This window comes from Streptomyces flavofungini (assembly GCF_041028215.1).
In the GTDB taxonomy this organism is placed as follows: Bacteria; Actinomycetota; Actinomycetes; order Streptomycetales; family Streptomycetaceae; genus Streptomyces; species Streptomyces flavofungini_B.
Map to the genome: position 1 here is coordinate 1 of NZ_JASKYR010000176.1, position 12,729 is coordinate 12,729.

The 12,729-nt window shown below is 72.5% G+C and carries 9 protein-coding genes; 7 read left to right on the forward strand and 2 right to left on the reverse strand.

Features of this window, described 5'->3' with window-relative positions:
- The first annotated feature begins 196 nt into the window (after positions 1-196).
- The 7 genes from AB8Z36_RS14750 (at position 197) to AB8Z36_RS14780 (ending at position 11,360) form a co-directional block, all read left to right on the forward strand.
- Positions 197-1,660, forward strand: coding sequence for a sodium:solute symporter (locus AB8Z36_RS14750; protein WP_369213739.1), 1,464 nt, complete (start codon positions 197-199; stop codon positions 1,658-1,660).
- Positions 1,661-1,748: 88 nt separating this feature from the next.
- A complete protein-coding gene (speB, locus tag AB8Z36_RS14755) occupies positions 1,749-2,741 on the forward strand; it encodes an agmatinase (RefSeq protein WP_369213740.1) in 993 nt (330 codons plus the stop codon).
- The gene (locus AB8Z36_RS14760) at positions 2,738-4,447 is read left to right on the forward strand and encodes a thiamine pyrophosphate-binding protein (RefSeq protein ID WP_369213741.1); all 1,710 of its coding nucleotides are present in this window, start codon (positions 2,738-2,740) and stop codon (positions 4,445-4,447) included. Before speB ends, AB8Z36_RS14760 begins: the two co-directional genes overlap by 4 nt.
- Positions 4,448-4,571: 124 nt before the next feature.
- Entirely contained in the window at positions 4,572-5,501 is a 930-nt protein-coding gene (locus AB8Z36_RS14765) for a serine hydrolase (protein WP_369213742.1), read from the forward strand.
- An 86-nt stretch (positions 5,502-5,587) separates the two neighbouring features.
- Positions 5,588-9,325, forward strand: a complete 3,738-nt coding sequence (locus tag AB8Z36_RS14770) for an ABC transporter ATP-binding protein (RefSeq protein ID WP_369213743.1) — start codon at positions 5,588-5,590, stop codon at positions 9,323-9,325.
- 112 nt (positions 9,326-9,437) lie between these two features.
- A complete protein-coding gene (locus AB8Z36_RS14775; RefSeq protein ID WP_369213744.1) occupies positions 9,438-9,845 on the forward strand; it encodes a hypothetical protein in 408 nt (135 codons plus the stop codon).
- 72 nt (positions 9,846-9,917) lie between these two features.
- Complete coding sequence (locus AB8Z36_RS14780) at positions 9,918-11,360, forward strand: aminopeptidase (RefSeq protein ID WP_369213745.1); 1,443 nt, start codon at positions 9,918-9,920, stop codon at positions 11,358-11,360.
- A gap of 2 nt (positions 11,361-11,362) precedes the next feature.
- Here the strand turns inward: AB8Z36_RS14780 and AB8Z36_RS14785 are convergent, their stop codons facing one another.
- Together AB8Z36_RS14785 and AB8Z36_RS14790 are read right to left on the reverse strand one after the other, a co-directional pair.
- Positions 11,363-11,995 (reverse strand): hypothetical protein, encoded by a 633-nt coding sequence (locus AB8Z36_RS14785; RefSeq protein WP_369213746.1) that lies wholly within the window; start codon positions 11,993-11,995, stop codon positions 11,363-11,365.
- 114 nt (positions 11,996-12,109) lie between these two features.
- A partial coding sequence (locus AB8Z36_RS14790) for a glycoside hydrolase family 3 C-terminal domain-containing protein (protein ID WP_369213747.1) occupies positions 12,110-12,729 on the reverse strand: 620 nt, incomplete at its 5' end.

Genomic DNA, 12,729 nt, shown 5'->3' on the forward strand with positions numbered 1-12,729 from the left:
GCTGCGGGGTCGGCCATGGTGGATGGTCCATCCGTCTCGATCGCGGAGAATGGATGAAACGTACACTTCAGCGTTGCTTTCCGGCCACCTAATGTCGTGCCGACCGCAGGCCTCGGGTACGGGCGGATGTCCCCGCGGCCGGTCATCACCCCCATCTGCACGACACGCCACCGAGGTGCGCGAAGGAGGCCCCCCTATGGCCGTCGACTACACAGTGATCGTCGTCTATCTCGCCGGGATGCTGGCCATGGGCTGGTGGGGCATGCGCCGCGCCAAGTCCAAGAGCGAGTTCCTGGTCGCGGGCCGCCGCCTCGGACCGTGGATGTACTCCGGCACCATGGCCGCCATCGTCCTCGGCGGCGCCTCCACCATCGGCGGCGTCGGCCTCGGCTACCAGTACGGCCTCTCCGGCGCCTGGATGGTCTTCACCATCGGCCTCGGCCTGCTCGCGCTGAGCGTGTTCTTCTCGGCCCGCATCGCGCGCCTGAAGGTCTACACCGTCTCCGAGATGCTGGACCTGCGCTACGGAGGGCGCGCCGGAGTCATCTCCGGGATCGTCATGTGGGCGTACACGCTGATGCTCGCGGTCACCTCGACCATCGCGTACGCCACCATCTTCGACGTCCTCTTCGACCTGAACCGCACCGTGGCGATCGTCATCGGCGGCTCGATCGTCGTCGCGTACTCCACGCTCGGCGGCATGTGGTCCATCACGCTCACCGACATGGTGCAGTTCGTGGTGAAGACCATCGGCGTGCTGCTCCTGCTGCTGCCCATCGCCGTCGTCAAGGCGGGCGGGTTCAGCGAGATGAAGGGGAAGCTGCCCACCGAGTACTTCGACCCGCTGGGCATCGGCGGCGAGACGATCTTCACGTATGTGCTGATCTACACCTTCGGGATGCTCATCGGGCAGGACATCTGGCAGCGGGTCTTCACCGCGCGCAGCGACAAGGTGGCCCGCTACGGAGGCACCGTCGCCGGTACGTACTGCCTCGTCTACGCCATCGCGGGCGCCGTCATCGGCACGGCGGCCAAGGTCATGTACCCCAAGCTGCCGAGCGCCGACGCGGCGTTCGCGACCATCGTCAAGGACGAGCTGCCCATGGGCGTGCGCGGCCTCGTCCTCGCCGCCGCGCTGGCCGCCGTGATGTCGACGTCGTCGGGCGCCCTGATCGCCTGCGCGACCGTCGCCAACAACGACATCTGGTCGCGGCTGCGCGGCGCGGTGCGGGCCGACGCGGGTGACGGGCCGCACGACGAGGTCAAGGGCAACCGCGCCTTCATCCTCGTCATGGGTCTCGCCGTCATCCTCATCGCCATCGCGCTCAACGACGTCGTCGAGGCGCTGACCGTCGCCTACAACCTGCTCGTCGGCGGCCTGCTCGTGCCGATCCTCGGCGGGCTGCTGTGGCGCCGCGGCACCGCCGCCGGGGCACTGGCCGCCGTCGTCGCGGGCGGCCTCTCGGTCATCGGCCTGATGTGGGGCTACGGCATCCTCGCCAACGAACCCGTCTACTACGGGCTCCTGATCTCCCTCGCCGTGTACGTCGTCGTGTCCCTGGCCACCAGGCCCACCGACGCCGCGGTCCTCGCCGCCTGGCGCGAACGCCTGGCCGGGCGGGGCGCCGAGCCGGAGGCGGACGCTCCGGTGAACGTCTAGATCCCCGCGCGGCCCACCGCCCACCGGATGTCAGTGGGCCGCGCGACACTTGAAACGCACCACTCGCACCAGCAGGAGGAAACCGACCATGAGCAGCGCCGAGACCCCGACGACCCCCCGCGGCCCCTTCGACTCCTCGCGCATCCCGCGCTACGCGGGTCCGGCGACGTACGCACGGCTGCCCCGCCTCGACGAGGTCGGCGGCAGGACGGACGTCGCCGTGGTCGGCGTGCCCTTCGACACCGGCGTCTCCTACCGCCCGGGCGCCCGCTTCGGCGGCAACGCGATCCGCGAGGCCTCCCGCCTCCTGCGGCCCTACAACCCCGCGCAGGACGCCTCGCCCTTCGCGCTCGCCCAGGTCGCCGACGCGGGCGACATAGCGGCGAACCCGTTCAACATCAACGAGGCGGTGGAGACCATCGAGGCCGCCGCCGACGACCTGCTCGGCTCCGGCGCCCGCATGATGACCCTCGGCGGCGACCACACCATCGCCCTGCCGCTGCTCCGCTCGGTCGCCAAGAAGCACGGCCCGGTCGCCCTGCTGCACTTCGACGCCCACCTGGACACCTGGGACACCTACTTCGGCGCGGAGTACACGCACGGCACCCCGTTCCGCCGCGCCGTCGAGGAGGGCATCCTCGACACCGAGGCGCTCTCCCACGTCGGCACCCGCGGCCCGCTGTACGGCAAGCAGGACCTCACCGACGACGAGAAGATGGGCTTCGGCATCGTCACCTCCGCGGACATCTACCGCCGGGGCGCCGACGAGGTCGCCGACCAGCTCCGCCAGCGCATCGGCGACCGCCCGCTGTACATCTCGATCGACATCGACTGCCTCGACCCGGCCCACGCGCCCGGCACCGGCACCCCCGAGGCGGGCGGCATGACCTCCCGCGAGCTCCTGGAGATCCTGCGCGGCCTCGCCTCCTGCAACCTCGTCTCGGCCGACGTCGTCGAGGTCGCCCCGGCGTACGACCACGCGGAGATCACCGCCGTGGCCGCCTCCCACACGGCGTACGAACTGACGACGATCATGTCCCGCCAGATCGCGGAGGCCCGTGGGACGGTGAGCGAGCGGTGAGCCACGACCACGACGTCGTCCTGCGGCCCACCACCGCCCAGACCGAGGCCGCCCTGAACCCGCCCCCCGGGCGCACCGGCGGCGACCTGGTCGTCGAGACCCTCCAGGGGCTCGGCGCGACCACGGTCTTCGGCCTCCCCGGCCAGCACGCGCTCGGCATGTTCGACGCCCTGCGCCGCTCCTCCCTGTCGTACGTGGGCCTCCGCGTGGAGAACAACACGGGATTCGCGGCGGACGCGTACGGGCGGATCACCGGCGAGGTGGCCCCGCTGCTGCTCTCCACCGGGCCCGGCGCGCTCACCTCGCTCGCCGCGCTCCAGGAGGCGGCGGCGGGCTCCTCGCCCGTGCTCGCGATCGGCAGCCAGGTCCCGGTGGCGGGGCTCGGCGGCGGGCGCCACGGTTATCTGCACGAGCTCCGCGACCAGCAGGCCTCCTTCCGCGACGTCGTGAAGTCCGTCCACACGGTCCGCACGGCCTCGCAGATCCCCTCCGCGATCGCCGCGGCCTGGGAGTCGGCGCTCACCGCGCCGCACGGGCCGGTCTGGGTGGAGATCCCGCAGGACGTGCTCCTCGCGGCGACCTCGCTGCCGGTCGTCACGGCCATGGACGCCACGCCCGATGAGGTCGTGCCGCGCCCCGAGCTGACCGCCGTCGCGGCCGATCTGCTGTCCCGGGCCGAGCGTCCGGCGATCATCGCGGGCGGCGGCGTCGTGCGCTCCGACGCGAGCGGCAAGCTGCGCGCGCTCGCCGAGCTGGTCCAGGCCCCCGTCGTCACCACCTTCGGCGGCAAGGGCGCCTTCCCCTGGGAGCACCCGCTCTCGCTCCAGTCCTGGCTGGAGGACCGCCATACGACGGACTTCCTGGAGGACGCGGACGTCCTGCTCGTCGTCGGTTCGGGGCTCGGCGAACTCTCCTCGAACTACCACACGTTCAAGCCGCGCGGCCGGGTCATCCAGATCGAGGCGGACGCGGGCAAGCTGGAGTCCAACCACCCGGCCCTCGGCATCCACGCGGACGCGCGCCTCGCGCTCTCCGCGCTCCTGGAGACGATCGAGTCGCCCCGCGAGGACCCGTCGGCCCCCGAGCGGGTCGCGGCGGTCCTCGCCAAGGTCCGTGAGCGGATCGCCGCCCAGGATCTGGGCCTGGAGCAGCAGGTCCTCGCCGCCGTGCGCGCCGCCCTCCCCGACGCGGCGCCGTCCTTCTGGGACATGACGATCCTCGCCTACTGGGCGTGGTCGGCCTTCGACGCGCGGCGCCCGAACACCATGCACTCGGCGCAGGGCGCGGGCGGCCTCGGGTACGGCTTCCCCGCCGCCATCGGCGCCGCGATGGCCGACCCCTCGCAGCCGGTCCTCGCGGTTTCCGGCGACGGCGGCGCGATGTACTCGATAGCGGAGCTGGCCACGGCCCGGCAGTACGACGCGCCCGTGACCTGGCTCATCGTCGACGACGGGGGGTACGGAATCCTCCGCGAGTACATGTCCGACGCGTTCGGCGAGGCGACGGCGACGGAGCTTGCGCGGCCCGACTTCGTGGCGCTCGCGGAGTCCTTCGGGGTCCCGGGCGTGCGGTCCTCCCCCGAGACGCTCCGGGACGACCTCACGAAGGCCCTCGCCGAGCCGGGCCCTTCGGTGGTGGTGCTTCCGGCACTGCTGCGGATGTTCGCACCCACGCATCTCGAAGGCAGCGGCCCGGCCGGGGCGTGAAAGGGCGTGTGAGCTAGCGCATGCAGCCTTCGCCGGTACCGGTGATACAAGAGGGTGAGCGCATCAGGGGCGCTTGTACGGACCTCCAGGGTCCTGTACGGACCCAAGGGGATGGAAAGACCGTATGGCTCACCCGATATCCGGGATGTCCCGGCGTGCCCGCGTGCTCTCGGCGGGCCTCGCCGCCGGGGCGCTCGTGCCGCTCGCGGCCACCGCGCCCGCGGCGGCCGCCGCGGTACCGCGGGTGACCTGCACCTCGGCGCGGGCGGGTCTGGCCGCCAAGCTCACCAAGGACATCACCGAGGCGCTGAGGAACCGCAGGGGCACCGTCGCGGTCGGCCTGCACGACCGCGCCACGGGCACCACCTGCACCCTGCGCGCGACCACCTCGTTCGACTCGGCCAGCGTCGTCAAGGCGACCGTCCTCGCCACCCTTCTGTGGGACGCGCAGAAGACCGGCCGCGCACTGTCGTCCCGCGAGAAGACCCTCGCGACCTCCATGATCACCAAGTCGGACAACGCGGTGACCAGCACGCTCTGGCGCCAGCTCGGCGCGGCCAGGGTCAAGGGCTTCCTCCGGGCGGCCGGGATGACGAGGACCGTGCCCGGGTCCGGCGGCTACTGGGGCCTCACCCGGATCAACGCCACCGACGAGCAGCGGCTCCTCGCCCTGATCACCGGCAGGAACACCGTCCTGACCGACGCCTCCCGCGCCTACCTCCTGGAACTGACGGGCAAGGTGATCCCCTCGCAGCGCTGGGGCACCCCCGCGGGCGCGCCCTCCGGCGTCTCGGTCCACGTCAAGAACGGCTGGCTCCAGCGGTCGGCCCACGGCTGGCGGGTGCACAGCATCGGAGCGTTCAAGGGCGGCGGCCACGACTACACCCTGTCCGTCCTCACCCACGGCGACAGCACCATGAACTACGGGGTCGCTACCATCCAGGGCGTCGCCAGGGCCGTCCACAGGGACCTGGCGCCCGCCGCCCCCGCCGCCGGGCGCTACGCGCCGACCATCACGCCGCGTGAGGCCTCCGTGGCGGTTCCCGGCAGCTGAGAGCTCCCGTTTTGTTGCGGCGGGATGAAATCGCCGTCCCGCCGCGTTGGGCCTCTCGGCAGGTCAGGACGGCGGGAGGCATAACGGTGGCGGAGCAAAGGGGCGGACCGGAGCCGCGGGAAGCCGGCTGGGCCAGGAGGCTCACCGGGTACGCGTGGCGGTATCCGAAGGACGTCGTGCTCGCGCTCGGCTCCTCGCTCGTCGGCATGGGCGTCATGGCCCTCGTACCGCTGATCACCAAGGTGATCATCGACGACGTCATCGGGCAGGACGGCCAGGGCGGCGGCAGGTCCATGGGCCCCTGGGCGGGCGCGCTGATCGGCGCCGCCGTCCTCGTCTACATAGCCACCTACATCCGCCGCTACTACGGCGGGCGGCTCGCCCTCGACGTCCAGCACGACCTGCGCACCGAGATGTACGGGACGATCACGCGGCTGGACGGGCGGCGGCAGGACGAGCTGTCCACCGGTCAGGTCGTCGGCCGCGCCACCAGCGACCTCCAGCTCATCCAGGGCCTGCTCTTCATGCTGCCGATGACCATCGGCAACATCCTGCTCTTCGTGATCTCCCTCGTGATCATGGCGTGGCTCTCCCTGCCGCTGACCCTCGTCGCCCTCGCCGTCGCGCCCGCCCTCTGGGTCATCGCCCGCCGCTCCCGCTCCCGCCTGCACCCCGCCACCTGGTACGCGCAGGCCCAGGCCGCCGCCGTCGCCGGAGTGGTCGACGGCGCCGTCAGCGGCGTACGCGTGGTGAAGGGCTTCGGCCAGGAGGAGCAGGAGACCGGGAAGCTCAGGGAGGTGGGGCGCAGGCTCTTCGCGGGACGGCTCCGCACCATCCGGCTGAACAGCAAGTACACCCCCGCCCTCCAGGCCGTGCCCATGCTCGGGCAGGTCGCGATGCTGGCCCTCGGCGGCTGGCTCGCCGTGCGCGGCGAGATCACGCTCGGCACGTTCGTCGCCTTCTCCACCTACCTCGCGCAGCTCGTCGGACCCGTGCGGATGCTCGCCATGGTCCTCACCGTCGGCCAGCAGGCCCGCGCGGGTGTCGAGCGCGTCCTGGAACTCATCGACACCGAGCCGAGCATGTCGGACGGCACCAAGGAGCTGCCCGCCGACGCCCCGGCGACGGTGGAGTTCGACGATGTCCGGTTCGCGTACGAAGACGACCGTCCCGTCCTCGACGGCCTCTCCTTCCAGATAGCCCCCGGCGAGACGCTCGCCGTCGTCGGCTCCTCCGGCAGCGGCAAGTCGACCGTCTCGCTGCTCCTGCCGCGCTTCTACGACGTGACGCACGGCGCCGTCCTCATCGGCGGCCACGACGTGCGCGCGCTGACCCTCGGCTCGCTGCGCTCCGCCATCGGCCTCGTGCCCGAGGACTCCTTCCTCTTCTCCGACACCGTCGGCGCCAACATCGCCTACGGCCGCCCCGAGGCCACCCGCGAGCAGATCGAGGCCGCGGCCCGCGCCGCCCAGGCCGACCGGTTCATCTCCGAGCTGCCCGAGGGCTACGACACCAAGGTCGGCGAGCAGGGCCTCACCCTCTCCGGCGGCCAGCGCCAGCGCATCGCGCTCGCCCGCGCCATCCTCACCGACCCCCGCCTCCTCGTCCTCGACGACGCCACGTCCGCCGTCGACGCCCGCGTCGAGCACGAGATCCACGAGGCCCTGCGCGGCGTCATGGCCGGACGCACCACCCTCCTCATCGCCCACCGGCGCTCCACCCTGGGCCTCGCCGACCGCATCGCCGTCCTGGACGACGGGCGCCTCGCCGACCTCGGCACCCACGAGGAACTCGAGCAGCGCTCGCCCCTCTACCGGCGCCTGCTCACCGACCCCGACGAGCTGGGCGGCGTCTCGCCCGGCCACGCCCTGCCCGCCGACGTCCCCGAGGACACCTCCGTACGCGCGGAGCTGGACGCGGAGTTCGACGCCGAGCGCGGCATCACGCCCGCCCTGTGGACCGGTGACCGCGAGCCCAAGGACACCGCCCTGTCCGGGATGCCGTCCACGCCCGAGCTGCTCGCCCAGGTCGACGCGCTGCCCCCGGCCACCGACAAACCGGGCATCGACGAGGCGCGGGCCGTCACGCCCGAGGACTCCTACGGCCTGCGCAGGCTGCTCAGCGGATTCGGACTCCCGCTGCTGTTCAGTTTGCTCCTGGTCGCCGTCGACGCGGGCATGGGGCTGCTCCTGCCCGTCCTGATCCGGCACGGCATCGACGAGGGCGTCACCCAGCTCGCGCTCGGCGCCGTCTGGACCGCCGCCGGGCTCGCGCTCGCCGCCGTGGTCGTCCAGTGGGCCGCGCAGACCGGCGAGACGCGGATGACGGGACGCACCGGCGAGCGGGTCCTCTACTCGCTGCGGCTGAAGATCTTCGCGCAGCTCCAGCGGCTCGGGCTCGACTACTACGAGCGGGAGCTGACCGGGCGCATCATGACCCGGATGACCACGGACGTGGACGCGCTCTCCACGTTCCTCCAGACCGGACTCGTCACCGCGTTCGTCTCCGTCGTCACCTTCTTCGGCATCATGGTCGCCCTGCTCGTGATCGACGTGCAGCTCGCCCTCGTCGTCTTCGCGACCCTGCCGCTCCTCGTCATCGGTACGTACTTCTTCCGCAGGTCCAGCGTGAAGGCGTACGAACTGGCGCGTGAGCGCGTCTCCGTCGTCAACGCCGACCTCCAGGAGTCCGTGGCCGGGCTCCGCATCGTGCAGGCCTTCCGGCGCGAGCGCTCCGGCGCCCGGCGGTTCGCGGAGAACAGCGACAGCTACCGCCAGGCCCGCATCCGCGGCCAGTGGCTGATCTCGGTGTACTTCCCGTTCGTGCAGTTCCTGTCGTCCGTCGCCGTCGTCGCGGTCCTCGTGGTCGGCGCGGGCCGCGTCGAGGCGGGCACGCTGACGACCGGCGCGCTGGTGGCGTACCTGCTCTACATCGACCTGTTCTTCGCGCCCGTGCAGCAGCTCTCCCAAGTCTTCGACGGCTACCAGCAGGCCACCGTCTCCCTCGGCCGCATCCAGGAGCTGCTCCAGGAGCCGACCTCCACCAAGGCCGCCGACGAACCGCTCGACGTGCTCTCCCTGCGCGGCGAGATCACCTTCGACGACGTCCGCTTCGCCTACACCGGCGAGGAGGAGGCCCTCAGCGACGTGCGCCTGCGGATACCCGCCGGGCAGACCGTCGCCTTCGTCGGCGAGACCGGCGCGGGCAAGTCCACGCTGGTCAAGCTCGTCGCCCGGTTCTACGACCCGACGAGCGGGCGCGTCACGGTCGACGGCACCGACCTGCGCTCCCTGGACCTCACCGCCTACCGCCACCGCCTCGGCGTCGTCCCGCAGGAGGCCTACCTCTTCGCGGGCACGGTCCGCGACGCCATCGCCTACGGACGGCCCGACGCCACCGACGCCCAGGTGGAGGCGGCGGCCCGCGCGGTCGGCGCGCACGACATGATCGCCACCCTGGACGGCGGCTACCTCCACGAGGTCACCGAGCGCGGACGCAACCTCTCCGCCGGGCAGCGGCAGCTCATCGCGCTCGCCCGCGCCGAGCTCGTCGACCCCGACATCCTGCTCCTCGACGAGGCGACCGCCGCGCTCGACCTCGCCACGGAGGCCCAGGTCAACCAGGCCACGGACCGCATCGCGGGCCGCCGCACCACCCTGGTCGTCGCCCACCGGCTCACCACGGCCGCCCGCGCGGACCGCGTCGTCGTCATGGCCGACGGGCGCGTCGCCGAGGACGGCACGCACGAGGAGCTGCTCGCTCTCGACGGGCGGTACGCGCGGCTGTGGCGGACCTTCGTGGGGGAGCCGGTCGAGGCCGCCTGAACGACCGACGGGCGCGGGGCCCGGGAAAAGCCGGGGGAGGCCGCAACCGCGGAGGCGGTGGCCTGCGTCCGTAGAGCAGTACGTTGATACCGCAGTGGCGGGAGGGAACACCGTGAGCACAGGTCGCGGCCGGGGTCACATACGCCGGCGGCTGACGCTCGGCGCCGCCGGGCTGGCCGCCTCCCTGCTGCTGGCCCTCGTGGGTCCCGGCGCGGGCTCGGCGCACGCCGTCTCCGGCGTCTGCGCGGGGCACAAGGTGCGGACCCTGCCCTTCGCCAAGGGCAGGGTCGACGTGTTCAGGACGCGCGGCTACGTCTGCGCCGTCCTCGTCGCCAAGCGCCCCGGCGCCCGCAAGTCCATGTCCGTCAGCGTCCAGGCGCGTGGCAGCCGCCCCGCACGCGACAAGGGGCGCTACACCCACCGCGCGGGACCGGTGACGGTGCACGCCGGGCACCGGTGCGTGCGCGTGACGGGGAAGATCAGCGGACGGGGCGTCAGCTCGGGCTGGATCCTCTGCTGAAAACCACCCCTGGTGCGGACCCGGCTGCTCCGTTAGGTTCCGGGGCACTGCTGTGTCGACAGGGGAGGGTGCATGCGCAAGGCGCTCAGATGGCTGGTGTCACTCGTCATGCTGATAGGTACGGTGGGCGCGGCCGGAGCGACGTCCGGAGCGGCCACCGCCGCCGAACGGGCCACCACCGGGGAGCGGGCCACCACCGCGGAACCGGACATCAAAGACAGGCTGCTCGCCATACCCGGCATGAGCCTCATCGAGGAGAAGCCGTATCCCGGCTACCGCTTCTTCGTCCTGAACTACACCCAGCCGGTGGACCACCGCCGCCCCTCCAAGGGCACGTTCAAGCAGCGCCTGACGGTTCTGCACAAGGACACGAGCCGCCCGACGGTCTTCTACACCAGCGGCTACAGCGTCTCCACGAACCCCAGCCGCCGTGAGCCGACGCAGATCGTCGACGGCAACCAGATCTCCATGGAGTACCGCTTCTTCACGCCCTCGCGCCCCGAACCGGCCGACTGGTCCAAGCTCGACATCTGGCAGGCCGCCACCGACCAGCACCGCATCCACCAGGCGCTGAAGCCCATCTACGGCAAGAAGTGGCTGGCCACGGGCGTCTCCAAGGGCGGCATGACGGCGACGTACTACGAGCGCTTCTACCCCCGCGACATGGCGGGCATCGTCTCCTATGTGGCGCCCAACGACGTCGTCGACAAGGAGGACTCGGCCTACGACGAGTTCCTCGCCACCGTCGGGACCAAGGAGTGCCGCGCGAAGATCCAGGCCGTGCAGCGCGAGGCCCTGGTGCGCAGGAAGCCGCTTTCGCACAAGCTCGCCGCCTACGCCGCCGCCGAGAACTACACCTTCAAGACCGTCGGCACCCTGGACAAGGCCTTCGAGGCCGTCGTCCTCGACCTGACGTGGGGCTTCTGGCAGTACCAGCCCGCCGCCACCGCCTGCGACCGCATCCCGGACGCCGCCACCATCACCGACCAGGCACTCTTCGACTACGTCGACGCCGTGGGCGGCTGGTCCTCCTACACCGACCAGGGCCTTGAGCCGTACACCCCGTACTACTACCAGGCGGGCACGGAACTGGGCTCGCCCACCATCAGCCAGCCCTGGCTCGGCAAGCTGAGCCGCTACGGCTACCAGCCGCCGCGGAACTTCGTGCCCCGCGAGATCCCGATGAAGTTCCGTCCCGGCGCGATGCACGACGTCGACCGCTGGGTGCGGCACCACGCGCACCGGATGATGTACGTGTACGGGGAGTACGACCCCTACGGCGCCGAGCAGTTCCGCCCCGCGCGCGGCGCCAAGCACGACTCGTACGTCTTCACCGCCCCGAAGGCGAACCACGGGGCGACGGTCTCCCAGCTCGCCCCGGACGAGGCGGCGAAGGCCACGCAGCGCATCAAGGCCTGGGCGGGCGTGTCCACGGCGACGGCCGAGCCGCTGGCCACGTACGACCCGAAGCTCGACCGCAAGGACGTGAAGAAGGAACTGACGCTGCGTCCGTAGCCTCAGAGCCGTTCGGCGCAGCCGACGGGACGGGCCCCGCCCAGCTCCACGTAGAGCTCGGTCGCGGGCCCGCACCGGGCCCGGCTCCCGGTCGCCGAGGTCACCCGGTACTCGGGGGAGCGCCTGCCGCTCCCGTCGCAGGCCGTCTCCCTGACCCGGCCCGGGCCCGCTTCGTACACGCAGTCGCCGACGACGGTGCGGGGCCCGCCGCCGCCCCCGGGGTCACCGGGGTGCGGCGGTTCGAGGTTCCGCATACAGGCGTAGCCCCGGGGGACCACCCCGTCACCGTCCTCGTCCGCCGAAGCCCCGCTCTCGCTGATGTGCAGCACGAAGTCGGTGCGCGCGGGGCACATCGGGCCCTGCCGCGCCCGGCCCCCGTGCCGCGCGAGTACCCGGGCCGCCGCGCGCTCACTGGTGCACGGCACCTCCGTGAACGCGGCGCGCCCCCGCGAACTGCACTCGTCCTCGGCGAGGAAGACCTCGCCGAAACCGGAGGGGCCCGACGTCACCGGCGGGTGGCCGTCCGGGCCGCCCCCGCTCCGGCAGCCGCTCAGGACCGCCGCCGCCACGAGCGCGAGCAGCAGCGCGCGGAGCGTCCCCGCGGCCGCGCGCGGCCCGGCGTGACAGGCAGGCATGGCGTTCCCCCCGATATGTGCGCACCAGCGTGGCCCGCGTGAGCGGGAGCACGCCAGGCGTGCGGGGGGCATTGCGGCGATCGGCGGTGCGGCCCCGGCGGACCGGCGTACACGTCAGTACGTCAGCCCGTGGCCGACCGGGTACAGCACCTGCGCCGGGTCGTCCGCCCGCCGCACCGGCACCGGCAGCCGCCCGCCGGGTACCGCGTGGCCCGCGATCACCCGGGCGGCGGCGCGCAGTGCGGCACCGGTCCAGCAGTACGAGGCCAGGGCCGCGTCGACCTCGGGGAGCTGGGCCACGTCGTAGGGGTTGCGGATCGCGAGGGCGACGACCGGCACGCCGGTGGCCCTGAGCGCGGCCACCAGGTCGGCCTGGCGGTCCCGCGCCGCCGCTCCGCCGCCGGGCATCGCCGCGAACCGCGCGGCCTGAGCGGTCCGTACGGCCGCGGGTTCGTCCCGCGCCGCCGACAGGGCGCTGTTGGCGGCCTGGGTGTTGTCCCGTGCGGTGGCCGTGTGCGTCGCGACGTTGTACGTCGCCACCACGACGGCGGCCACGCCCCGCGCGGCGGCCACCGCCCTCTGGACCGTCTCCTCGTCCGGCGAGGTGCCCGTCGACAGGGCGGTGGCGGTGAAGCCGAGCCCGTTCAGGGCCTCGGCGAGGACCGTGGTCGGCGGGCCCGTCGTGCCCGAGGGCGACCGGGGGTCGGCGCCGGCCACCAGGATCGCGGGGTGGG

Bases quoted from the DNA above. Each gene is read 5' to 3' on its own strand.
- speB (WP_369213740.1), top strand. From the start codon at position 1,749: ATGAGCAGCGCCGAGACCCCGACGACCCCCCGCGGCCCCTTCGACTCC.
- AB8Z36_RS14780 (WP_369213745.1), top strand. From the start codon at position 9,918: ATGCGCAAGGCGCTCAGATGGCTGGTGTCACTCGTCATGCTGATAGGT.
- AB8Z36_RS14765 (WP_369213742.1), top strand. From the start codon at position 4,572: ATGGCTCACCCGATATCCGGGATGTCCCGGCGTGCCCGCGTGCTCTCG.
- AB8Z36_RS14785 (WP_369213746.1), bottom strand. From the start codon at position 11,995: ATGCCTGCCTGTCACGCCGGGCCGCGCGCGGCCGCGGGGACGCTCCGC.
- AB8Z36_RS14750 (WP_369213739.1), top strand. From the start codon at position 197: ATGGCCGTCGACTACACAGTGATCGTCGTCTATCTCGCCGGGATGCTG.